The organism is Sinorhizobium sp. CB7 (assembly GCF_041357635.1).
GTDB lineage: Bacteria > Pseudomonadota > Alphaproteobacteria > Rhizobiales > Rhizobiaceae > Rhizobium.
In genome coordinates this window covers 284842-308713 of sequence record NZ_JAULLL010000008.1, presented here as the reverse complement: position 1 = coordinate 308713, position 23872 = coordinate 284842, and the positions used below count along the sequence as shown (strand labels likewise).

Genomic DNA, 23872 nt, shown 5'->3' with positions numbered 1-23872 from the left:
GTGAGTATTGGGATCACGCTGCGTAACGACCACCCGCAACAGCAATCTGATCGTCAGCGCCGGACATCAGTATAACCCGTTCGAGGCCTGCCTTTTCAAATGCAGTCATCGAAGAGACGAACTGACGCTCTTCTATTGTCGGCATCGACAGGATGATGTCGGTCTCCCTGTTCCTGGTCAGACGGGCAATCCCTTCAATATCGGCCGCTCCACATTCGACCAGCACCACGTCATAGGCGGTCGCGAAGGCATCCAGAATGAGCAGGAGGCGATCGGCACCCCGCATGGCGCGCCGGATATCGCTTCTGCCCTGTGGAACGAAATGCGCGTCGGAAAGCCGGTCACCATGGATGGTATCTGTAAAGGCAGCCTCGCCGCAGAGCAGATCGGTTATGCCGGCGCTGCCTTGTACGTCCGACATCAGCCGTGTCGGATAGCCGGAGATCGTCATGTCGACCAGTATCGTCCGTCGACCGGCATCCGCCAGCATGCGCGCCAGCGTCACGGTTGCAGCGGAACCGTCGTCACCGGTCGGTGAAATGACGGTGGCGACCCTGTTTTCACCTTCCATCAGGTGCGCGGTCACCGCCTCGATGGAATAGTCATCGGATTCGTCCTCGTCCACCAACCCGACCCGCTGCTCATCTTCGCCAATAGATTCGAGTTCGACGGGATCGGCCGCCTCTTGCTGCGGATTTTCGCCCCATGAAACGGTGGTCTCGCTTGCAGGTATCTTGGCCGGCACTCCCTCATCAAGCGCAGGGGCGGCGAGCCCTGCGGCAGGCGTCAGCTCTGCAATCAGCGTGGCGGGAGCCGTTTCTGCAACCGGCCGAAGGGCTCGACCGCTGAAGAGCTCCGCCAGCATGATAATGATTGCGCTCATGATGAAGGTCGCAACCGAAACGACGATCACGATCGGGATAACCTTCGGGAAATTGGGGTCTGCCGGTTGCGACGCCCGAGAGACGATGCGGGCATCGGCAGGGCTTGAGTCCTTGTCGGCACGCGAGGCGGCTTCCCGATAGCGCGCCAGATAGGTCTCGAGAAGCTGCCGTTCGGCCGCGGCCTCCCGCTCCAGTGCATTCAACCCGACCTGATCCTCGCCGGCCTGGGCGCTGTTGGCCTTCAGCGTGTTCGACTGCTGCAGGATCTGCTGCTCGCGCAGATCGGCGACCTTCGCTTCGTTTTCGAGGCTCGCCAATATCTTCTGGGTTTCGCGCTTGATCTGCGAACGGATATCCGCAAGCTGGGCGCGCAGGCTCTTCAGCCGTGGATGTCCCTCGAGCATGGTCGTCGAAAGATCCGAAATCTGCGATTCCAGCCCCGACTCCGTCGCCTTCAGCCGTTGGATCGATTGCGAAGCGACGATATCGGGAAGAGTATCGGCGGAGTGGCCGGAAGAGAGCGCGTTGCGTACGGCTCCGGCGCGCGCTTCGGCATTCGCCTTTTCGCCGCGCACTCGGGCGAGCTCGGTGGAGATATCGTTCAATTGCTGGGTTGGGAACGTCGCGCCGTTGCTGGTCGGCAAAAGTCCGTGAGAGGCACGATATTCCGCGACCTTCTTTTCCGCGTCGCTTACCTTCTGACGAAGACTTGCGATTTCGGGCTCCAGCCAGCGTGTCGCTTCAGAATTGGAGTCGAGCTTTGCACCACTCTGGATAGAAAGATAGACGTTTGCCATCGCATTGGGAACCGCGGCGGCAAGCTTCGGATCATTGGACGTGAAGCTGATGCCGATGACGCGCGAACCAGTGACCTGATAGACCTGCAGCTTCTCCATGAAGGTGTTGAGCACCCGCTCTTCCGGCTGGGTATCCCGCGGGTTTCTCTTCAATCCGAGCTTGACCAGAATATCGGAAAGCGCGGAGGACTTGATGGCGGGATCGAATTCCGGCAGCTCGTAGAGCTTGAGATTGCCGATCACCTGCTTGATCAGATCCGCCGATTGCAGGATCTGCACCTGGCTTACGATATTGAGCTCGTCCAGAAGCGGCCCCTGCCCGGCGTCACCCTGCGGCTGCGTGTTGGCAAAAGCGGGAGCGCGTGGCTCGATCAGGATACGGGTCTCGCTCTTATATTCCGGCGCAATCATCTTCGTCGCCGCAAAAGCAACGGCCGCACCGATGGCTGTCGCAGCAAGAACTCTCGGCCAGCGCTGCCAGACCGCCCTCACAAGCTGCCCCAGATCGATGTCCACATCTTCTCGATTGCTGCTTACGCCGGCCATAACGCACTCCAAAACAAAGATGGAGCCAGCGTAAACGACTATGGTAACCCAAGCGTTAATCACCCACATCCAGCGCGGGATGCCGAAGAGTGCACGCGGTTTTCGCGCGGCATCCCGCTCACTTTTTATGTAAAGACGGCTTCTCTCCTTATGGCTGTAAAATTTCGCAGGTCCTTTTACCGGCCGTTAACCCTAACGGATCGATAACAACGCCCAAGTGATTTCGTCTTCCGGTGAGCGCGGATGCCCCTTGCAAAGCCAAAAATCGTTCTGGCCCTGAACATTGCTGCCGCAATGGCTGCGCTCGGCGGCTGCACAACCTATCAGCCCGCTCCGAAAGCCTTTAGCGCGGCTACGATACAGCCCTATACGCTGGATAGCGGCGACCGTTTGCGCGTTACGGTGTTCGACCAGCCGGGTCTCACCAATACCTATACGATCGATCAGGCGGGTTATATCGCATTCCCGCTCATCGGGCAGGTGCCGGCGCGAGGTCGGACCCTGCAGCAGCTCTCCGGGCAAATCGCTCAGAAACTCAAGCAGGGCTATCTTCGCGATCCGGACGTTACCATCGATGTCGATCGCTACCGCTCCGTCTTCATCATGGGCGAAGTCGGCCAGCCCGGTCAATATTCCTACGTGCCCGGCATGACCGTGCAGAACGCCATCGCCGTCGCCGGCGGCTATACGAGCCGCGGCTACCAGGGCAATGTCGACGTGACGCGCAAACTCAACGGTCAGGTCATGACCGGACGAGTACGAATTTCGGATCCGATCCTGGCAGGCGACACGATCTACGTGCGCGAACGGCTGTTCTGATCATCGATGACGCAACTGCGCCCTCTCCGGATCCTGCACTGCTTCAGATCGCCCGTTGGCGGGATATTTCGCCACGTGCGCGATCTTGCCGAAGAGCACAGCAAGGCAGGTCATGAGGTCGGGATCCTGTGCGACAGCAGTACCGGGGGAGTCCACGAGGACCGGCTCTTCGACGACATCCGTCCACACCTCTCACTCGGGCTCACGCGATTGCCGATCGGGCGTTCGATCAGCCCGTCAGATCTCGGCGCCATCTGGAAAAGTTACAATCACATCAAAAGTTTGCGGCCGGATATTCTGCATGGGCACGGCGCCAAGGGCGGCGTGCTCGCGCGTTTTATCGGCTCAGCTCTGCGGGTCAACAGGTATCGCGTAGCTCGCCTCTATACCGCCCATGGGGGCAGCCTGCACTATTCGCCAGCCACACTGTCAGGGCAGTTCATTTTTCGAACGGAACGCTTGCAAGAATATTTGACGGACGCTCTCGTCTTCATCTGCGATTTCGAGCGCCAGACCTATGAACGCAAGGTTGGCAAACCGCGGACGAAAACGCGGCTGGTCTACAACGGCATTGGCGAAAAGGATTTCCGAGCCATTCCCACGCGTTCGGACGCGGTTCATTTCGTCTATGTCGGGATGATGCGAGATCTGAAGGGGCCTGATCTCTTTGTCGACGCCTTCGCGAAGGCCGAACGGCAGCTTGGCCGTCCCTTATCCGCCCTCATGATCGGGGACGGACCGGATCAGCAGAAATATCGCGACATGATGGTGGAGCGCGGGCTAGGACAGCGCATCAGAATGCTTCCACCAATGCGGGTTCAGGAGGCCTTTGCCATGTCGCAGAACGTCGTCGTGCCGTCGCGCGCCGAGGCCATGCCCTACATCGTTCTCGAGGCGCTTGCGGCCGAGAAGACGGTCATCGCCTCGCGCGTGGGCGGCATTCCGGAAGTGCTCGGCAAGGACAGCGCAGCACTTGCCAATCCCAATGATTCCGGCGATCTGGCACGGGTGATGGCGGAAGCCGTCAGCACGCCCGGCTGGCACGACAGGATCATGCCGAAGCCGGACTGGGTCCGGTCGGTTTTTTCCGCATCGGTGATGGCCCGCGATGTGCTGAAATTGTACTACGAGCTTGTTCCGGCGGCGGCACGGCCGTAACGGCGGCAATCGTCGTAAATGTTTCTTAGGGCCTTTCTGCTACTGGGAATTCCAGTAGCGAGCGGATCAAAGACCCTATGAACAAGATCGAGAAGAACGAACTGTTCGACGTAGAATCCATACGCAAGCGGGTTTCCGACGTCCACAAGCAGGAGACGGAGACTAGTCAGGCCACATCACCTGACGCAGTGGAAGGACAGCTCAATCCCTTCGCGCGGCAGATCGCCGAGCAATTTCGTGACGGCAGTCGTTCGCCCTCGATCGTTATCGGGCAGTTGCGTCTGTTCGAGTTCGTTTCGCTTTCAGCAATTGGTCTTGCAATCCTCTACTTTTACGCAAGCGAAGCCTTGATTCCGATGCGAGCCTTCCTCACGCTTTGTAGCGCGGCATCCGCAATTCTCATCCTTCAGATCTCCGATACCTATCTGATCCCTTCACTTCGCATGCCTTTGCGCATCGGCCACCGAATCCTGCTCTCCTGGGCAGCCTCCTTTGCCGTGACTGTTTTCTTTGTCTGGCTGACGGCGGCAGGCGACTATGGACAGATGCTCCTAATGTCCTCGGCATGGTTTATCGCCGGCGCGGTCTTTCTGCTGGCCGAGCGCATGCTTTTCGCCTACGGCATGCGCCACTGGACGCGTAACGGCATCATGGAGCGCCGCGCAGTGATCGTCGGCGGCGGTCAGCCGGCCAAGGATCTAATCCGCGTCCTCGAGCAGCAACCCGAGAACGATATCCGCATCTGCGGCATCTTCGACGACCGCAATGAAAGCCGATCCCCCGCCATCGTCGCGGGATATCCAAAGCTGGGCACAGTCGCGGAACTGGTGGAATTCGCACGCCTCACGCGCATCGACATGCTCATCATCTCGCTGCCGCTGAGTGCGGAAGCACGCATTTTGCAACTGCTCAAGAAGCTCTGGGTTCTGCCGGTCGACATCCGCATTGCCGCACATGCCAACAAGCTTCGCTTCCGTCCGCGCGCCTATTCGCATGTTGGCTCGGTGCCGATGCTCGACGTTTTCCACAAGCCCATTCGCGACTGGGATTCCGTCGCCAAGCGCGCCTTCGACATTTTCTTCAGCCTTGTGGCGCTCTCCCTGCTATGGCCAGTCATGATCGGCACGGCCATTGCCGTCAAAGCCACGTCCAAGGGGCCGATCTTCTTCATGCAGGCGCGCCACGGCTTCAACAACGAAATCATCCGTGTCTTCAAGTTCCGCTCGATGTATACGCATTTGAGCGACCACACGGCACGCAATGCGGTCACCAAAAACGATCCGCGTGTGACACCGGTAGGCCGCTTCATCCGCAAATCCTCGATTGACGAACTGCCGCAGCTGTTCAACGTATTGCTCGGGGACCTCTCCCTTGTCGGCCCTCGACCGCATGCCGTCCTGGCGCAGACGCGGGATCGCGCTTACGGAGACATCGTCGAGGGCTATTTCGCCCGCCATCGCGTCAAACCGGGCGTGACCGGCTGGGCGCAGATCAATGGCTGGCGCGGCGAGATCGACAACGACGAGAAGATCAAGTTCCGGACGGCTTACGATCTTTACTACATCGAGAACTGGTCCCTTCTCTTCGATCTGAAGATCCTTTTCCTGACGCCGTTCCGGCTGCTCAACACGGAAAATGCCTATTGAGCGCCATCGGCCAGTCCTATCTTCCTGTCGCCCGGCCGCATCGCGCTGCGATGCGGCTCATAGGATCGGCCTTAGTCGCCTTCGGCGTCTTTCTTTCGGGCTTCGTTATCGACGAACCGGCCCCCTATGAGTTGTGGATGGCGGGCCTGATCGGGCTCTGGTTCCTGCTCGGCCTGAAGATTTCGCGCAGCGTCGCCCCCCTGCTCTGCCTCATCATCACCTTCAATGTCGGCGGCATGCTCTCGCTCACGACCATGACGAACCTCGCCGATGGTCCCATGTATATCGCGGTGTCGACCTTTCTCGCGTTGTCATCGGTCTTCTATGCAGCCATCATCGAGGATAACGGCAATCGCTTGAAACTGATCTTCAATGCCTGGGTCGCGGCGGCGGTCATAACCTCCGGCCTCGGCATTCTCGGTTACTTCCACGCCTTTCCCGGCGCGGCAGTCTTCACGCTTTACGATCGCGCGAAGGGCGCGTTTCAAGATCCGAACGTCTTCGGCCCCTTCCTGGTCGCCCCCAGCCTTCATCTCACGCACGGTATTTTGACCGGTGACCTCAGAAAGGCGCCGTTCAAGGCTGTTGCCCTCCTCATCCTTGCGCTCGGCGTCTTTCTGTCGTTCTCGCGCGCGGCATGGGCATTGTTCCTGTTCGGCGTCGTCGCTCTTATCTTCATCATGCTGCTCAAGGAGCGTAGCGGCGCATTTCGATTGCGCATTCTTATCCTGGCGTTAGCGGCGATGATCCTGATGATCGTGGCTTTTGTGATCGCCCTGCAATTCCAGCAGATCCGAAATCTCTTCCTGGCGCGCGCAGAACTCGTCCAGGACTATGATGGCGGCCATCTCGGGCGTTTCGAAAGGCATCGGCTGGGTTTCCTGATGTCTATGGAGCGCCCCCTCGGCATCGGCCCGATGGTCTTCGGAACCATGTATCCAGAAGACGAGCATAATGTCTGGCTGAAGACGTTGACCACCTACGGCTGGCTCGGCTTCGTCAGCTACATCACGTTGCTGTGCTGGACGCTGTATATCGGCTTCAAGAACCTGCTTCTGGACCGGCCATGGCAACCGTATCTGGCAATCGCCTGGATCACGATCATCGGCCATGCCGCCATCGGCAACGTCATCGATACCGACCACTGGCGGCATTTCTACCTGCTCCTTGGCGTGATCTGGGGTTGCGCGGCGCTCGAATGGCGCCATCGTCTACGACAAAGGGAGATTGTCCCGTTATCTCCCCCTTGAGAAGCTCACGGCCTGCGATAGATGTGAGCGTCCTAGCGGTCGGCGAATGCATGTCGCGCAAAAGTGTGCAGCGGCTTTGCTGCAACGACATGCATCAAAACAATAAGCTAAAGCCTGTCGTATGAATCTCTTTTCACGCAACGGGCTTTTGGACGCTCTATCATTCTGATTCGGCGCATAATCCTTTCCGAAAATCGTTGCTGATTTTCAGGGTCATGCGCTAGAATTGAAATATGATCACAGGAGCACAAATACGCGGCGCTCGCGCCATGATCGGTCTGAGCCTCGAGGAACTTGCAGCTGCAAGCAATCTTTCCCCCGCCATAGTAAGGATGATCGAACAAGCCGGCCATACAGAGGAGCCGGGAGCGCTGTCCGCGATCAAGGCAGCACTCGAAATACGCGGCATCATCTTTCTTGCAAGCGGCAATCAGAATGAAGGCGGCCCCGGCATCCGGCTCAGGACGCGGGACGATAGCGATGACGGCATCCGCCCGGAAAACCTCAACGCCGCCAATGACGATTAGATCGAGAAGTTGCGGCGGTTTGGTCAGAAAGAGGCGATTAAATCATGATGATTTTGGGCCAAATCGCCCCAAAATCGTAAACGTGATCGCTTCCAAAGATTAAGCGGGACGTAGGCCGAAAGCCGCCCACACTTTTCCATATGTCGAATTAATTGGCGGCACCTCACCGCAGAGACATCAGAGATAGGCCTTGGCAAGGGCAAGCAATTTCGCCTCGTCCTTCACGCCCTGTCTGTAGAGCTGGATGATGACCGCGCCGAGACGTTCCGCTTCCCGGCCCCTTAGCGGGACTCCCCTCTCCTTGCAGATGCCCTCCAGCACGCTCTGCAAAAGATCGAGGTCGTCCGAGAACAACGGTAGATCACGAGGATGAATTGACATTCTCAAGTTTGTGCCACCGTTTCCGTCGGAGTGAAAACACCACGTCTTCCACCCGCCAATGCCTTATCCATAGCCGACGATGAATGGAAGTATGCTTTGGCGAAAAAAAATTGGCAAGCCAACTTTTGCTGACGGAACCAATCGGCACCTCCCGCGTTTTAATATCCGTTTTTACGAAAATCTATGAGTGTGACCGTGAGCAACAAAAGTTTTCCGGCACCCGTCCGGGTGAAGTCCGCAGGACGCAGTTCGATCATCTCTACGGCCTGGGACGCCGTCGAATTTCTGAAGAAATGGCCGGCAACCCGCGGACGCGAATATCGCGTCGCCTTCCAGCATTGCCTGGATGCACTCGATGGCCTGAGAAGTCCGAAAAGCGCGCAGATGTCATTCGTCCGCGCCGCGCGAATTGCCGGACTTCTGGTTTGAAACCATTTCTCGGCGAGAGATTTATTCAGGGGAAGCCATTTTCCCCTTGCGCTCTGAAAATCGAAAGTCTAATGCAAACAGGCCGTTTCGGCAGGTCGGGGCGTAGCGCAGCCCGGTAGCGCACTTGACTGGGGGTCAAGGGGTCGCTGGTTCAAGTCCAGTCGCCCCGACCATTCATCTCCTTGATATCCCTGGTTGTTTTATTCTCCGCTTCCTGGCTGCCAAGCAGTAAACGGAACAAGAGCACACAAAGTGCTGATCATGGGACATTACGTCCCGAAAAACCTGCGAAAGATTTCCCAGCGCTTCAGCACACTCAGTCATTCGCTTCTGCGTTTGCGATTTCTGATTTTAGCACTTCAAAAATTAGCCCCTTATGTTTAAGGTCCCCTGCCAGTTGGAGGTAGGAAGGGTGCGCAGATACAACCTAAAACGCGACGACGAGGCGAAATGGCAAGTTGTCGACAGCTTGACGATGAGACTGGCCGAAATCGATGGAACGCCCTTAAGGGGGATGCCCTGGACGGAGGCGTGCGAGATGGTAACGCTGATGAACAGTCTGGACAGCATCCAGCGCGCGTCTGAACGTTATGATGCTTTGGACGCCGCCGAGTAGCTAGCGTCGTCGGCCTGCGCCTGCGGACAGCACATTGTGCGTCGCATTATCCAAAGCGTGGCTGGTTTGCACGCCATCCTGTTTCAGACCTCTGGCAGTATTGCCACAGGATGAAAGCGTGAGCAGCGACAGGCACGCTAAAACGACTGCAAATTTTGACATCAGCATCCCCCAATGAACCATCACTTCCTATAAACATGATGCCCGCTTGAAGAAATTCAACGCTGTGATAATGCCGCAAAAGCGCTACACGTTCTTGCGCAACATTAACGAGCGGCGTCTCCCCAGCGGTATTCCACCGAGGCATCGTCAAGTTTTGCCTTCAGCGCCGCGTCGAGGTCCATGTCTTCCGCAGCGATCGTGTCGTCGAGTTGTCCGGCATGGCTTGCCCCTATTATCGCCGATGTAATCTGAGGATTCGCAAGCACCCAGGCGACCGAAATCCTGATCAGCGATTGGCCGGCTTCCTGCGCAATGGATCTGAGCTTCTCGATCGTCGCGAATTCGCGCTCGTGCCAGTAACGTTGCTGATAAAGCGCTCCGGCAGCTCCGACGGTTTCGGTAAAGCGCCCTTCTGCGGGCGGCTGATCCTTGTTGTACTTCCCTGTCAAAAGTCCACCTGCAAGCGGGTTATAGGGGATAACCGCCAACCCTTCTTCTGCCGCAAGTGGCAGGAGTTCACGCTCGATTTGCCGGAACAAAAGGTTGTAGCGCGGCTGTACCGAGACGAACCGGGCAAGCCGAAGCAATTCCGAACGGCCCAATGCGCGCGCAAGCCGATAGGCCAGAAAGTTCGAGACACCGATATAGCGGGCCTTGCCCGATCGCACGATGACATCCAGGGCCTCCAGCGTTTCATCGATCGGGGTTTCCGGATCGTCGGAGTGCAACTGATACAAATCCACATGATCGGTCCCGAGACGCCGGAGCGAGGCGTCGATGGCATCGAGTAGATGTTTGCGTGAGGCGCCTCGGTCCCAATGTGATGGGCCGACCTTTCCGACCGCCTTGGTCGCAAGGACAAATCGATTACGCCGTCCCTTCAGCCAACGACCGATGATTTCCTCTGTCCGTCCAGCCAGTTCTTCCCCGCCGCCGAGCGGATAGACATCGGCCGTGTCGATGAAGGTGACGCCGGCATCCGCCGCTTTATCGAGGATTTCGTGCGAGCCGGCTTCCTCGGTCTGAAGGCCGAAGGTCATAGTTCCGAGGCACAGGCGCGAAACAGTCAGTCCCGTACGGCCAAATTTGACATATTTCATCGAAAGCTCCTCAAATCTTTTTGAACCGCTGAAAGCAACCTAAACAACGTCGCTCGGCACTTTCTCATCAATCGTTTATCCCGGAACAGACAAGGTTGATCGTGTCTCCTGGAAGGTCTGATCAAATGGCACGCCTGTATTTCCTTTCAAATAGGATCGTACCGCTTTCGGCCAAGGCGACTTTCACCCGGACGCCTGTTACCGCGCGCATTACGCATACAGTTTCGAACAAACTGCGATTCTGTCAAATCACCGGCTATTGCGAGCCGTTCAAGACTGAGTGAATCCGGCATGCACCGCGGGTATTGTTTGGGCTGCCAGTGAGAGGCAAGCCGCCTTTGCAAGAAAAGCCTTCTCGGCTCTTTCGGCTATAGCCGCCGCTTCAAACAAATGGCGGATTCTAGCGTCATGAAGAGATAACACGGGGATAGGTCACCGGGATGGGCCAATTCGCGAAATATCTTTCTTTCTTGATTGCGATAACGATCGCTCTGGCCGCCTGTCCCGGCAGTGCAGGAGTCATAAGCGATTCATGGTCCATTGAGGGCCCAAACAAGGAAGCCTCTGCAATAGCGTTCCCTTCAATCGGAGGCACAACGCAGCTCGATCATTACGGGCCTATGCAGCGGGATGCAGAACCCAGTGACTTCGGTTTTCCCTCACCCAACCCCGAACCGGCATTGCCCTCCGGTGTCGATGCCTTCAACCCACCCGCCTTCGCCGTCAGCACCAACAGTCCTTCCATTGCAGAGATGTCAAAGACTGCCGATAGTGACGAAATCGTCTCGATGACTGGCGTAGAGCTCAACAATACGACCCGTTTCGACCTGTTCTCTCAAGACCGATCCGCTCGCAGGGGCTCCATCATTTCAGTCGAGGCATTGCGCGCCGATGACACCGCGGCAACGATCCTGTTGCCCTCCTCCCTGCCTGCATGGTCGATGTATCTGATCTGGCCGGAGCGCGGCGGAATTCGTGGCAAGGCTTTCGCCATCAATCGAACCGAGGCTTGGTGGCTCGGACCGGACAATGCAGTCGCCGGCACGGTGATTTCCGTCTACGGCCGCAATCTGGCCAAATCGAACGGCACATCGAGATCATTCGTCTATATCAAGACCGCCGAGGGAAGCGGCCGGTATGTATCCCCGATTTCTGTCAACCCTTTTAAGGTCGATTTCCGGATACCTGAGCTGGAGGCGGGATCCTATGAGGTCTGGATCCATAATGGCCATGGTGGCCGCTTCGGCTGGAGTGGGCCCCTGCCGTTGAAGGTTTTGGCGCAATCGCCATGGGCAGGTCAGGATCGACAGACTTTCAATGTCAAAAGCTTTGGCGCACTCGGCAATGGCTCCACCGACGATACCGCCGCTATTCAGGCAGCGTTGAAGGCGGCCAAGAACGCCGCGCCATCAACCGTTTATTTTCCCGCCGGAACTTACGTCGTGACATCCTCGCTCGAGGCACCGAACGATGTCCGCTGGCTGGGCGATAATAGGGAATCCACCGAAATTCGACTGAATTCGAACATCGACCGCAGCATGGTCCATGACGCCGATGAGAATGTTCAATTTGAAGGGCTTACGCTCGATGCCAATGGAAAAACCGGCTCGCATCCATTGTTGTGGATTCCTTCCGCCAAAAATCTGCGGTTGGAATCCGTGCGGCTCTCGGCTTGGGGTGTTGCCGCCCTGGAGACGCACGACGCCACGAGTCTCTATGTGAATTCCTCCGAGCTGATCGAAAACGGATCCTTCTATGGAAGCAGTCGGCAAGTCTTCATGACCGATAACCGGTTCCGCATGACCGGCTACGGCGAGAGTGTAGCCTCGCTTTGGGGAGGAGGCGATTTTTCCATGGTCGGCAATGATTTGGCCAATGCCGATGAGAACCGCGATGACGGGCACGGCATCGGAAGATTTTTTGTCGCGCAAGGGCATTTCGGCAGCATGAAAAACATGTACTGGGGGAACAACATATCCCGCCAGGCCGCCCCCCATGATTGCTCGAAGGTGGACTGCAACAAGGGCGAACAGATCTGCTTCGAGATTGTTGGCAGCACGCTCAAAGACGACTTCAAAGGAGCTACTGGAAATACCGTGTCATTCGGATCACTATCGCCGTCCTCGAAAGCTGGGGGACAAGACCTGGTTATCGTCGGCGGCAAAGGGGCCGGACAACGTCGTCACATTGCCGCGGTCAGCGACAATAGAGCGACTTTGGACAGACCCTGGAATGTAGTCCCGGATAGCTCTAGCAGGTTCGCACTGGCCGCGACCGCCTCGCAGGCGGCTATATATAATAATGTGTTCCAAGGGCGTCCGACCTATAATCAGCACGACTCGAATTCCACTGCGGTTCTGCTTTGGGGCAACGTCTATGACGTGGTCGTGGATCGCAATCGTATCTCGCAGATGCGCCATGGCATGATGACCGTCGCACTGGATCCGGCGTTCGGGTTAAGTCCATACTTTCTGCAATATTCGAACAACATGGTCACGGACAGCAATAGCGGTCTCTATGTCGGCACGACCTTTTCCCGCTCTGGAGCAGCCGGGGTCTGGGGCGGCCTCGGCAACATCTATCGCAAGAACGGCTTCAATAATTTGAGCCATATCGGGGTTGAATACGAAACGTGGGATTTCGACGGGGGGGACTACGACGGCACCGTATTCGAATGGAACAAGTTCACCAACCTCCCCTACGGCTTTATCGACGCCTATCAGTTGCTCTGGACTTACACCGGACGTTTTAAAACGCCGCCAGCACGCAGCTCGCTCAAGCACAACACGATCCTTTACAAGAATTTCTTTGACAGAGGATCTGCATTCTTCGTGGGGAGTGTGGGCTTCAGGACCCTCCAACCGCAAAACACGTGGCTTAATATCGATACAACTTGGACGGGCTTTGCCTCGGGCAATGCCGGGCCAATGAATTAGATCTGCCGCGCAAGGCTCCTGCTGGAGCGCCATTGCAATTAACCGCAGCAAATCAAGCTTCTGATTCTAATGGATTGGCGGGATGCGGGCAGAAAACCGCACGCATTCCTCATCCCGCTCTAACGAAAATCGTCAGAGAGCAAGGCAAATGCTTGTCCTGAAAAATCTTTATTCAATGCCTTCCTAATATATTTTGCATATACTAAAGTAGCATTACCTGATGCTCAATTCAGGCGAAATCAGTGTCCAGCGATAAAGTTCGGGAGGAACGATGAGCGAGCACGTCGAAGTCAAGAATATCCGCCAACCGAAGCCGGAGAGAGAGTGGGATGTGCGAGAGTTCGCACGCCGCTTTCGTCTGGACAAGGACGAGGAAGCCCGGCTGCTCAAGCTTTTCGGCCCATCCGCGAGCGAATGCGAGTTGATGATGAATGCGACCCGCAAGCCCCGCTGGCGGATGTAATTTGTGGAATCGCCCGCTGCATGGTTCCTTAATCCGGAGCCGATTTAAGGAACCATGCAGCAATTCAAAGTGTTGCAACGACCTTTGTCGTTGTCAGTTCGTCGTGCCGCCAGAAAGCGAAGATACTTTGCGGTTTCGGCAGCAAAAATCACCTTCAGCGCGATATTTCGAGCAATAATCTTCGATTTGGTTGCTGGCAATTCCGCTGCACAAGCAGGTCGCGAGGATGACACAGTATATTCCGCGCATTCTGCTTGCCGAAATGAGCTTGACGAAATCCGTTTACCTCGCTTTGCTGCAGGCTGCCGAGCCATAGGAGGCGCATTTGCAACCGAAGCCCGTGAAATCCAAACTGATCGAAGCAATTGGCTATGACGAGACCACCCGACGTTTGACTGTCTTTTTCATCGACGGTCACGTCAGCCAATTCGACGGCGTGCCCAAGGGGGTGGTCGTCGGTTTCGAACTCGCCGCTTCGCCTGGCGATTACTACATGAGCGAAATCCGCACCGTCTATCCGCGCTCGTGAGAGTTCGCTGTGCGATGACCGTACACCTGCCGATATATATATTGCCGATGCTAAGCGGCATCGATCTTCGGAACCGAATATGCTCCGGTTTCAAATCTATAAAGCGTTCTATTGCGCTGTGCGCTTTATAGACGCCGTAGAGCTTCATCGTATCAGGATGTGGCTTAAGCCTTGATAGGCAGCGACCCACATCATGCAGGATAATAATGCAACAATGATGTATGTCTGAATTTGAACCATAACCGCTCCTCCTCCATAATTATGGATACACGCTTTCGCGGACGGGCGCACTCGCAAAAAATTACCAGCACTACGGAGCTTTCGACGGCGCCTACTGAAAGCGACGCGGTATTCGTCGGGCTAACACGCCGGAACTATCTCGGTGGGCAGGCGTTCCACGATTGGCTGGGCAGGAAGGAGAACAATCATGCGAAAGACCATGCTGATTGCAGCAGTGGCTTTCTTGACGGCAGGTTCCGCCACTGCGCTTGCGCAGGGTGCAGTCGTCGTGACGCCGGATGCAAGCACGACAGGATCGACCACCGTGGTTCCTGGAGAAGTTCGTACCTACGTCATGGAGCAGAAGGCACCATCGGTCGTCTATGATGGTGATGTCATAGTGGGAACGACTTTGCCGGATACCGTCCAGATCCAGACGATCCCTGACAACAGCGGTTATGCCTACGCCGTCGTGAATGAACGCAGGGTGATCGTCGAACCCCAAAGCCACAGGGTGATCGAGGTTCTCAAGTGAGACCGAATGGAACGGATGCCCATAGCATGTTTCCTTAAACCGGAACCGATTTAAGGACGAAAACATGCGGCAAGGCTACAGCGACCTTTGTGCGTCGGATACGACGCAGGGCGGTGGAGAGCAGAGCCGTGGGGATCGGCTTTGCTTTTTCTATGACTTGCTCAGAACTTCGCGGATCTTGTATGCAACCGTTCCAGCGTGAATGGTTTGGCGATACGCCGTGATCTAGGACGCCATCCGCAAGCTGACGGCCGTTCAGCTCTTGCATGACGATATCGGTAAAACGACGTCAACTCTCGGCTGTTGATAGCTGGTCGAGCGTATCAAAGCCGCTGGCCGCCTGACCTCGCATCCGGCCCGCGGACGCGAAGTTAACGCTCTGGCACATGGTGATTTTTCCGAGAATATGCCTTCCGCAATATTGCCATCTCCGCAAATTCGACCTTGACGGAACGAAGCGCTGCGACAGATAGCAACCCTGAAATTACAGCGCCGCGTCTTTCAGACGCGTAAAGGTCGCTGTAACGCTTTGAATTTCTGCATGATTCCTTGAACCGCTTCCGATTCAAGGAACCTGTAGCAGGGGAGTTCCGATGGCGGAAAGCATAGAAAGCATTTTCATCGTAGAGGATGATGCCCTGATCGCCATGCTTCTGGAAGAGATGCTCGGCGAACTCGGGTACAGTGTTTCGGGAAAGGCGGCATGCGTTGACGAAGCGCTGACGCTCGCCGACAGTCTGGCGTTCGATGCCGCCATTCTGGACGTTTCACTTGCCGGGCAAAGTTCTTATCCTGTCGCTCATTTTCTCGACAAGAAAGGCACACCATATCTGTTTGCAACCGGTTATGGGACCGTGCCGGCAGGAACGGCCGGAATAGGACTTCCGGCGCTTACAAAGCCCTATCAGCTCAATGAACTGGAGGCGGCGCTCGTAGCGCTCGCTGCCGCCAAAAATCAGCGTACCTGATCGAGCAGACGTTTGCATTCGAGCAGATCGTAGAGCGCTTCCTGCAGGAGCGCGCGGTCCTCCTTGCCAACGCTGGATTTGCCGATGGAAACCTCCGGCGTGTCGCCTTCACCGCTAACGAAATTAAAGAAGCGGCGGCTAATGGGCGGCTTGGCGCGCCCGACGATCTGATCCTCATCCGGGCTTCCAACGCGCGGTTCGGAGATCGTCGGCTCCTGTGCAGCCGCCAGGGCCTCCACGCTGGCGAGATCGCCATGGCCTACGGCAATGACAAATTTGTTGCCATTGGTCTTCAGAAGCTTCTGGACGCCCTTGATCGTATAGCCGTGATCATAGAGTAGATGGCGAATGCCCTTGAGAAGATCGACATCATCGGGCCGGTAATACCGCCGCCCGCCGCCCCTCTTCATCGGCTTTATCTGCGGAAAGCGGGTCTCCCAGAAACGCAGGACATGCTGCGGCAGATCGAGGTCATCCGCCACTTCGCTGATCGTGCGAAAAGCATCCGGGCTCTTGTCCAACGTCAAACTCCTACGCGCCGTCAAATATGATCCGTGCTACGACTCATCATATTTCAACGGTTTGGCGGAAAGAATTCAAGTCGTCTGTCGACTTGACCCACAGAAGCCGGCCAATTTATCGGCAAAAAAGCAGGAAGAAGTCCCCGTTTATCCTCTTTAACCGGTCAGGAGGCCGGGCTTGGCGGCTTCTGCTTGGTCCTGCGGGCGATATGCGCTTTCAAAATACGTTGTTTAAGAACGTTGGAGGCCTTGAAGGTCATGACGCGGCGAGGGGAAATCGGCACTTCCTCGCCGGTTTTCGGGTTTCGGCCGATGCGCTCGTTCTTGTCACGGACTTGAAAAGTGGCGAAAGAAGACAACTTCACCGTTTCGCCGCGCACGATTGCGTTGCAAATCTCATCGATCACGGTCTCGACAAGCTCGGCAGATTCCGTGCGGGAAAGCCCAACTTTCCGGAATACCGATTCCGCCAAGTCAGCGCGCGTTACTGTCTTACCGCTCATCGCTCCCCGCCCGTTTCTCCAAAATATTTTTTCTCAAAGCGCACAAAGAGTATTTGTCTTGCGCTTCACGGTCAAGCTCTTGTTTGATGTCAGTTTTTTGGGGTTGACAGTTACCAGCGCAACAGGACCGCGCCCCAGGTGAAACCGCCTCCCATCGCCTCCAGCATCACGAGATCTCCTCTCTTGATGCGACCGTCGCCTGCAGCGGCGGCAAGCGCCAGTGGAATGGAGGCGGCAGAGGTATTGCCATGCAGGTCTACGGTTATCACAACTTTTTCGGGCGAAATACCGAGTTTCCTGGCTGAGCCGTCGATAATGCGGCGATTGGCCTGATGCGGGACGAGCCAGTCGAGATCTTCCGCCGTCGTGCCGGTGGAATCGAAGGCAGCCTGAATGACATCGGTGATCATCCCGACCGCGTATTTGAACACCTCGCGGCCTTCCATGCGCAGATGCCCGACTGTTCCCGTCGATGAAGGACCGCCATCGACATAGAGCTTGTCCTTGTGGGAGCCGTCGGAGCGCAGATGCGCCGCCAGAACACCGCAATCAGCGGTCGTACCTTCGCCGGTCGCCGCCTCCAAAATCATTGCGCCGGCCCCATCACCGAACAGGACGCAGGTCGTGCGATCGGTCCAGTCGAGAATACGCGAGAAGGTTTCCGCCCCGATGACGAGCACCCGTTTCGCGAGCCCGCCGCGGATATAGGCATCGGCGGTCGTCACCGCATAGACGAAGCCCGTGCAGACAGCTTGGACATCGAAGGCAAAGCCGTGGCGCATGCCAAGCCTGTTTTGGATATTCACCGAGGTTGCCGGAAAAGTGTTGTCGGGCGTAGAGGTCGCAACAATGATCAGGTCGATGTCATCCGGTGTCAGCCCGCCATTGGCAAGGGCTGCACGTGCGGCCTGCTCGCCGAGCGAAGCGGTTGTTTCCCCTTCGCCAGCGATGTAGCGCTGACGAATGCCGGTGCGCTGCACAATCCAATCGTCGGATGTGTCGACCACCTCTTCCATTTCGCGATTGGTCATTACACGCTTCGGAAGCGCTGCTCCGAACCCGCGAACCACTGAACGGATCATACCGATTACACCTTGTCGCTCATGCCGCTTCCGGCCCAATGGGAGGAAGTCGCTTGGCATGATATTTTTTCAAATCATTTTCTATTTTCTGATTGAGGCCATTTCTCGCCATGTCGTAGCCGACATCGATTGCGGCGGCAAAGCCCTCCGCATCCGTACCGCCATGGCTTTTGATGACAATGCCGTTCAGGCCGAGGAACACGCCGCCATTCACCTTGCGGGGATCGAGTTTCTCGCGCAGCAGGTCAAAGGCGCCCTTCGCAAAGACATAACCAATGCGCGCGAGAAGCGTGCGCGACATGGCTGCGCGCAGATATTCTGCAATCTGGCGAGCGGTTCCTTCCGCGGTTTTCAATGCGATGTTGCCGGAAAATCCTTCGGTAACCACCACGTCCACGGTGCCCTTGCCAAGATCGTCACCCTCGACGAAGCCGAAATAGTCGAGCGAATCGAGATTGGCCTCCCGCAACAGCCGCCCGGCTTCCTTCACGTCTTCCTGGCCCTTGACTTCCTCTGCACCGACATTGAGTAGACCGACAGTCGGGCGGTCGACCTCGAAGAGGGCGCGCGCCATGGCGCCACCCATGAGGGCGAAATCCAGCAGCTGTTGGGAATCTGCCCCGATTGTCGCGCCGACATCGAGCACGATGCTTTCGCCTTTCAGTGTCGGCCAGATTGCGGCGATGGCCGGACGCTCGATGTTGGCCATCGTGCGCAGACAGAATTTTGCCATTGCCATCAGCGCCCCGGTATTGCCCGCGGAAACGGCAACGTCGGCTTCACCGGTCTTTACCGCCTCGATGGACCGCCACATCGTCGAGACATACCGCCCACGGCGTAGCGCCTGGCTTGGCTTCTCGTCCATGCTGACGGCAAGCTCGCAATCGTGGAAGACGGATTTTTCCTTCAATTTCGGAAATCTGTTGAGGATCGGCTCGCATTCATTTTTCAAACCGAACATCACGAATGTTACATCCGGATGCCTGTCCAGCGCTTTTGCAGCACCGGGGATGACAACCTGGGGACCAAAGTCGCCACCCATTAGGTCAAGAGAAATTTTGATCACTCGTCCCTGATCCTTCTTTTTCGCCTGGGCGGCGAAATTTGGGCCAAAATACCGGTTTTCGCATTGCTTACAACTGAATTGTATCAAATCCCCAACGGAGGTTACCTGTTCCAATCCTTGAGGGCCGCAAACGGCGAGGGCTTCTTGTCGCTCTCTTCCGTGTCCTCGATATGGGTTTCAAATTCCACGCCGGGCTTTCTCGGATAGGGGTCGATTGCAAGCGCAACCGCTTCAGCGACCACCTCGCCGGCATCGATCGTGTCCCCTGCAAAGACCTCCGGAAGATCGGGACCGTCCGGATCCAGGATCATCTCGCCAACGTCGTTTGCGGGCAGGCGAGCAAGTTTCGAGCCTTCGGGAACGAAAATCTGTTCGACCGTCTCATCGATTTCCGCCTCGACCGGATCAAGCGTCACGACACAAGCCTGAACGATGCTCGCCTGTACCCTGCCCTTTATCCTGATGCCATCGCGCTTCCAGCGCGCAATCTGGAGATCGGCGTGCAGGCTCTCCACCGAGAGCACTTCCCAAAGTGCCGCCAAACCCTTGCGCTCCTCTTCATCAGCCTCGAGATGCACCTCCACCGGGTTCGCCGCGATATGGCCAACCTTCACCGGATAGGAGAATGGCGGCCTGCCTTCATCCATCTTTGATCTCGTCATACTGACCTCCTGTTCAGGCGGGCGTCGGAAGCAGGGCGGATCCGGTCGCGATCTCCGCTTCGGAAATAGCAGCCAGATGGGCTTCGGCGTCCATCATCCAGCGGGCGAGCCCGGATATATCCGGCGCGCTTTCCGCATTCTCCGGATAGATGTTGCGCTTCAGCGCCGCGACCAGGGCATCGACATCCTGCCTCTCCATTGCGGCTGCATAGGATTCGAGCCGCCCGTAGAACATTCCGGCAAGCTTTTTCATGCGCTTCGGCACACTGCTGTCACCGATTCCCAATTCCCGGATCGAATAGTCGATGTCCTGAAAAAAGGCATCGACAATCTCCTGCGCGATTTCCTGGCCGCTCACTTGCGATGTTCTTGTTCGCCTGAAAAATAGAATCATGACGATCGACAGCATCTCGAAACGACCCATGACCGTGTCCGGCACATGCAGGGACGTATAGAAATGCGGGTGACGGGCAATTGCCGTCAACGCAGTGTATTGCCGGTCGACGATCATCTGATTGTTACTTTTTTTCCGGAACAGTCCGAAGATCATCAAAATTCCCAGGATTGGCTCATTCTGAACGCCGCCGGGCGTTCCGCCTTGTTGCATGATGTTAAAAGCTGGTTTACCGAAGCATGCACGAATTGCAATGCCGATTGTGGTGCCGACGAAGGGCGTTCCAGACCTAACTCAAATCGAAGGAGGGAGCGCGGCAACATCGCGGAATGGCCATAATGGTCCTGCAAAGCAAGAATCACGGCCCGATGGCTGCACATGCTAATTCCAGGGAGTAGATGTTGTCGAAAAGACGGTATTTCAAGTCTGATAAGAAGTTCCTCAGCAATGCTGCCATCGCCATCGTAATTGCCTCGTCAACTGCTCTTGCGAGCTGCACGACCCGGGAAGTCTTCAACGGCGGATATGTCGTGGACCAGCAGTCGCTCAATCTGGTTCCGGAGGGATCAAGCCGCGAACAGGTGCTTCTGTCGCTCGGCTCGCCCTCGACCACAGCGACATTCGACGGCGAGGTTTTCTATTACATTTCCCAGAAGCGCACACGCCCCGTCGCCTTCATGAAGACGAGAGTGGTCGAGCAGAGCATTCTCGCCATCTATTTCGACAAGGACGGCGTCGTATCCCGTCGCGCCAACTATACGCTCCAGGATGGCAAGATCTTCGATACCATCTCGCGGACGACACCGACCGGCGGCAAGGATCTCACCTTCCTGCAGCAGATTCTTTCCGGCACGAGGGGCGCCGGCGCAGCAAGTCAGGCGGGACGCCTCTTCGGCGGCAGTGCCAACAATCTCGGCACGCCTGGTAGTGCGGGCGGCTTCTAATGCATATCGCGCAAAAGTGTGCAGCGCTTTTGCGACAACGACATGCATGAAAACGATACTCTAAAGGCTGTCGTGTGAATCTCTTTTCACGCGACAGGCTTTGGCGCGTCGTCCGGAAGCGTGGCGCAGTCAAACAAAACCGCCGGCCCTGTGCGCCGGCGGTTTTTTATTGATGATGTGGCGTACAATCAGAGCGGGATGCCGAAATGTGTACGCGGTTTTCGGCCGACATCCCGCTCCAACTTTTTTGATTGAGAGACGGATTCAGATTTCAGGCCGATCCGACCTGAAATTATCCGGCCCTAGGCAAGGACAGCAAGGAGAAGGAGCGCCACGATATTGGTGATCTTGATCGCCGGGTTGACGGCAGGACCGGCCGTGTCCTTGTAGGGGTCACCCACCGTGTCGCCTGTGACGGAAGCCTTGTGCGCCTCAGATCCCTTCATGTGGCGCACGCCGTCCTTGTCGACAAACCCATCCTCGAAGGATTTCTTGGCGTTGTCCCACGCTCCGCCTCCCGATGTCATCGAAATGGCGACGAAGAGGCCGTTGATGATGACGCCGAGGAGAGATGCGCCCAGCGCCGCAAAAGCCGAAGCCTTGGAGCCCGAGATCAGCAGAACGCCGAAATAGACGACGATCGGCGCAAGAACCGGCAACAGTGAGGGCACGATCATCTCACGAATTGCAGCCTTGGTGAGAAGGTCGACGGCACGGCCGTAATTCGGACGTTCCGTGCCCTGCATGATACCCGGCTTTTCGCGGAACTGCTTGCGCACCTCCTCGACAATGGCGCCTGCAGCACGCCCTACAGCAGTCATGGCGATGCCGCCGAAGAGATAGGGGATCAAACCTCCGAACAGCAGACCTGCAACGACGTAGGGATTGGAGAGTTCGAACGAGATCGTCCCGATATTCGCGAAGTAGGTGTACTGATCGCCGTGGGCGGCGAAATACTGCAGGTCGTTGGAATAGGCGGCGAAGAGCACCAGCGCACCGAGACCAGCGGAACCGATGGCATAACCCTTCGTAACCGCCTTGGTCGTGTTGCCGACGGCGTCGAGTGCGTCGGTGGACTTGCGAACCTCGGGCGGCAGATGGGACATCTCGGCGATGCCACCGGCGTTGTCCGTCACCGGACCGAAGGCATCGAGCGCGACGATCATGCCGGCAAGCCCCAGCATTGAAGTCACCGCGATGGCGGTTCCGAACAGGCCGGCGAACTGATAGGTCGCCAGGATGCCGCCGACGATGACGATTGCCGGAAGCGCAGTCGATTCCAGCGAGACGGCGAGCCCCTGAATGACGTTCGTACCATGGCCCGTGACAGATGCCTGGGCGATGGAATTGACCGGGCGCTTGTTGGTGCCGGTGTAGTATTCCGTGATCACCACGATCAGGGCAGTGACGACAAGACCGACGATACCGCAGAAGAAGAGGTTCGTGCCGGTAACGTCCTTGCCGCCGACATTGCCGATCGCCCCCCAGCCAATGGTCAGCGATGTCGCGGCGCCGATACCGACGATCGAAAGGATCCCGGTGGCAATCAACCCCTTATAGAGCGCCCCCATGATCGAGCCGTTTGTTCCGAGCTTCACAAAGAAGGTGCCGATTATCGAGGTGACGATACAGGCACCGCAGATGGCCAGCGGATAGATCATCACGCTCTGCAGAACCGGCGCACCGGCAAAGAAGATCGCAGCTAGCACCATGGTCGCGACGACCGAAACCGCATAGGTTTCGAAAAGGTCGGCCGCCATTCCGGCGCAGTCGCCGACATTGTCACCGACATTGTCGGCGATCGTTGCGGGATTGCGCGGGTCATCCTCCGGAATACCGGCCTCCACCTTACCGACGAGGTCGCCACCAACATCGGCGCCCTTGGTGAAGATGCCGCCGCCGAGACGGGCGAAGATCGAGATCAGCGAAGCGCCGAAGCCGAGCGCCACCAGCGCATCGATGACTTCGCGCGCGCCGCTCTCGTAACCGAGCCCGCTCGTCAGCACGAGGTAGTAGATCGAAACCCCGAGGAGTGCGAGGCCGGCAACCAGCATGCCCGTGATCGCTCCTGACTTGAACGCGAGATCAAGGCCTGCGGAAAGGCTGTGGGACGCAGCCTGGGCCGTACGGACGTTGGCCCGGACGGAGACATGCATGCCGATGAAGCCTGCGGTACCCGACAAAACGGCGCCGATCAGAAAGCCGATAGCAGCGGCACCGGAAAGGAGCAGCCAGGCTGCGATGAAAACAACGATACCGACAACGGCAATGGTCTTATACTGACGCGTAAGGTAGGCCTGCGCGCCCTCCCGGATATATCCGGCAATCTCCTGCATGCGGGCGCTGCCCTGATCGGCCGCAAGAACCGATTGGGTCGCCCAGACGGCATAAGCCACCGACAGCAGACCGCACACGATAACGCCTAAAAGAATGATCATTCGCTCTTTCCTCCCATAGCACCGGAGCTCACTCCCTCTCCGGCAGTAAATGCAGCGGATCGGCTTCATCTCCAACAAACATGCCACTGCGCCGCGCGAGATTGCGTGCAGGCAAACCGCCCGTCAAGACCGACGCGGAGCAAATGTCACAACTGCGGGAAGAAAGCGGTGAAAGGAGGGAATGCCGGCACCACGCATTTCCTGGCGGGCATTGTGGGATGGATCGGGTCAGGACGGAGAGCGAAGCCGAATCATGTGCGACGAAGTACGGGCGTGGCTGCTCTCAAGCCAACGCTG

At 57.1% G+C, this 23872-nt stretch carries 24 protein-coding genes and 1 tRNA gene; 14 read left to right on the top strand and 11 right to left on the bottom strand.

All coding sequences use genetic code 11. The features are described from left to right. Positions 1–13: 13 nt before the first annotated feature. Positions 14–2227 (bottom strand): GumC family protein, encoded by a 2214-nt coding sequence (locus AAE029_RS17425; protein ID WP_371074120.1) that lies wholly within the window; start codon positions 2225–2227, stop codon positions 14–16. A 243-nt stretch (positions 2228–2470) separates the two neighbouring features. Here AAE029_RS17425 and AAE029_RS17420 point away from each other — a divergent pair, with 243 nt between their 5' ends. From AAE029_RS17420 to AAE029_RS17400, 5 genes are all read left to right on the top strand, one after another. Continuing rightward, positions 2471–3046, top strand: a complete 576-nt coding sequence (locus tag AAE029_RS17420; protein WP_371074119.1) for a polysaccharide biosynthesis/export family protein — start codon at positions 2471–2473, stop codon at positions 3044–3046. A gap of 6 nt (positions 3047–3052) precedes the next feature. Then, positions 3053–4204: a glycosyltransferase family 4 protein gene (locus tag AAE029_RS17415; protein WP_371074118.1), complete on the top strand. Its 1152-nt coding sequence runs from the start codon at positions 3053–3055 to the stop codon at positions 4202–4204. Between the two features lie 77 nt (positions 4205–4281). Continuing rightward, entirely contained in the window at positions 4282–5850 is a 1569-nt protein-coding gene (locus tag AAE029_RS17410; RefSeq protein ID WP_371074117.1) for an undecaprenyl-phosphate glucose phosphotransferase, read from the top strand. Beyond that, on the top strand, positions 5847–7100 hold the full coding sequence (locus tag AAE029_RS17405) for an O-antigen ligase family protein (protein ID WP_371074116.1): 1254 nt from the start codon (positions 5847–5849) through the stop codon (positions 7098–7100). The genes AAE029_RS17410 and AAE029_RS17405 overlap by 4 nt, the downstream gene beginning before the upstream one ends. A gap of 233 nt (positions 7101–7333) precedes the next feature. Next, positions 7334–7627, top strand: a complete 294-nt coding sequence (locus AAE029_RS17400; protein WP_371074115.1) for a multiprotein-bridging factor 1 family protein — start codon at positions 7334–7336, stop codon at positions 7625–7627. A 177-nt stretch (positions 7628–7804) separates the two neighbouring features. On the opposite strand, the gene AAE029_RS17395 is transcribed toward AAE029_RS17400, so the two are convergent. After that, on the bottom strand, positions 7805–8008 hold the full coding sequence (locus tag AAE029_RS17395; protein ID WP_371074114.1) for a hypothetical protein: 204 nt from the start codon (positions 8006–8008) through the stop codon (positions 7805–7807). A gap of 183 nt (positions 8009–8191) precedes the next feature. Here AAE029_RS17395 and AAE029_RS17390 point away from each other — a divergent pair, with 183 nt between their 5' ends. From AAE029_RS17390 to AAE029_RS17380, 3 genes are all read left to right on the top strand, one after another. Further along, complete coding sequence (locus AAE029_RS17390; protein WP_371074113.1) at positions 8192–8437, top strand: DUF982 domain-containing protein; 246 nt, start codon at positions 8192–8194, stop codon at positions 8435–8437. A 96-nt stretch (positions 8438–8533) separates the two neighbouring features. Further along, positions 8534–8610, top strand: a tRNA-Pro gene (locus AAE029_RS17385). Positions 8611–8849: 239 nt separating this feature from the next. Next, a complete protein-coding gene (locus tag AAE029_RS17380; protein ID WP_371074112.1) occupies positions 8850–9053 on the top strand; it encodes a hypothetical protein in 204 nt (67 codons plus the stop codon). Here the strand turns inward: AAE029_RS17380 and AAE029_RS17375 are convergent, their stop codons facing one another. Continuing rightward, on the bottom strand, positions 9054–9215 hold the full coding sequence (locus tag AAE029_RS17375; RefSeq protein ID WP_371074111.1) for an entericidin: 162 nt from the start codon (positions 9213–9215) through the stop codon (positions 9054–9056). A 104-nt stretch (positions 9216–9319) separates the two neighbouring features. Further along, positions 9320–10315, bottom strand: coding sequence for an aldo/keto reductase (locus AAE029_RS17370; RefSeq protein WP_371074110.1), 996 nt, complete (start codon positions 10313–10315; stop codon positions 9320–9322). A gap of 941 nt (positions 10316–11256) precedes the next feature. Here AAE029_RS17370 and AAE029_RS17365 point away from each other — a divergent pair. From AAE029_RS17365 to AAE029_RS17345, 5 genes are all read left to right on the top strand, one after another. After that, positions 11257–13251 carry a glycosyl hydrolase family 28-related protein gene (locus AAE029_RS17365; RefSeq protein ID WP_371074109.1) on the top strand — a complete coding sequence of 665 codons (1995 nt, stop codon included), beginning with the start codon at positions 11257–11259 and terminating at the stop codon, positions 13249–13251. 271 nt (positions 13252–13522) lie between these two features. Next, positions 13523–13714, top strand: coding sequence for a hypothetical protein (locus tag AAE029_RS17360; protein ID WP_371074108.1), 192 nt, complete (start codon positions 13523–13525; stop codon positions 13712–13714). Positions 13715–14039: 325 nt separating this feature from the next. Further along, positions 14040–14243, top strand: coding sequence for a KTSC domain-containing protein (locus AAE029_RS17355; protein WP_371074107.1), 204 nt, complete (start codon positions 14040–14042; stop codon positions 14241–14243). Positions 14244–14670: 427 nt separating this feature from the next. Beyond that, positions 14671–14997, top strand: coding sequence for a DUF1236 domain-containing protein (locus tag AAE029_RS17350; RefSeq protein WP_371074106.1), 327 nt, complete (start codon positions 14671–14673; stop codon positions 14995–14997). Positions 14998–15590: 593 nt separating this feature from the next. Then, on the top strand, positions 15591–15965 hold the full coding sequence (locus AAE029_RS17345) for a response regulator (protein WP_371074105.1): 375 nt from the start codon (positions 15591–15593) through the stop codon (positions 15963–15965). Here AAE029_RS17345 and AAE029_RS17340 read toward each other — a convergent pair. The 6 genes from AAE029_RS17340 to AAE029_RS17315 form a co-directional block, all read right to left on the bottom strand. After that, the gene (locus AAE029_RS17340; RefSeq protein WP_371074104.1) at positions 15953–16492 is read right to left on the bottom strand and encodes a MerR family transcriptional regulator; all 540 of its coding nucleotides are present in this window, start codon (positions 16490–16492) and stop codon (positions 15953–15955) included. The genes AAE029_RS17345 and AAE029_RS17340 overlap by 13 nt on opposite strands. A 158-nt stretch (positions 16493–16650) precedes the next feature. Next, positions 16651–16989 carry an integration host factor subunit alpha gene (locus tag AAE029_RS17335; RefSeq protein ID WP_371074103.1) on the bottom strand — a complete coding sequence of 113 codons (339 nt, stop codon included), beginning with the start codon at positions 16987–16989 and terminating at the stop codon, positions 16651–16653. A gap of 110 nt (positions 16990–17099) precedes the next feature. After that, the gene (locus AAE029_RS17330) at positions 17100–18071 is read right to left on the bottom strand and encodes a beta-ketoacyl-ACP synthase III (RefSeq protein ID WP_371074102.1); all 972 of its coding nucleotides are present in this window, start codon (positions 18069–18071) and stop codon (positions 17100–17102) included. Between the two features lie 19 nt (positions 18072–18090). After that, entirely contained in the window at positions 18091–19137 is a 1047-nt protein-coding gene (gene plsX, locus AAE029_RS17325) for a phosphate acyltransferase PlsX (RefSeq protein ID WP_371074101.1), read from the bottom strand. 101 nt (positions 19138–19238) lie between these two features. Continuing rightward, the gene (locus AAE029_RS17320; protein WP_371074100.1) at positions 19239–19799 is read right to left on the bottom strand and encodes a DUF177 domain-containing protein; all 561 of its coding nucleotides are present in this window, start codon (positions 19797–19799) and stop codon (positions 19239–19241) included. Between the two features lie 13 nt (positions 19800–19812). Further along, the gene (locus AAE029_RS17315; RefSeq protein ID WP_371074099.1) at positions 19813–20406 is read right to left on the bottom strand and encodes a ubiquinol-cytochrome C chaperone family protein; all 594 of its coding nucleotides are present in this window, start codon (positions 20404–20406) and stop codon (positions 19813–19815) included. A gap of 185 nt (positions 20407–20591) precedes the next feature. On the opposite strand from AAE029_RS17315, the gene AAE029_RS17310 reads away from it, so the two are divergent. Beyond that, complete coding sequence (locus tag AAE029_RS17310; protein ID WP_371074098.1) at positions 20592–21137, top strand: outer membrane protein assembly factor BamE; 546 nt, start codon at positions 20592–20594, stop codon at positions 21135–21137. A 302-nt stretch (positions 21138–21439) separates the two neighbouring features. On the opposite strand, the gene AAE029_RS17305 is transcribed toward AAE029_RS17310, so the two are convergent. Beyond that, positions 21440–23575, bottom strand: coding sequence for a sodium-translocating pyrophosphatase (locus AAE029_RS17305; protein WP_371074097.1), 2136 nt, complete (start codon positions 23573–23575; stop codon positions 21440–21442). Positions 23576–23872 lie beyond the last annotated feature (297 nt).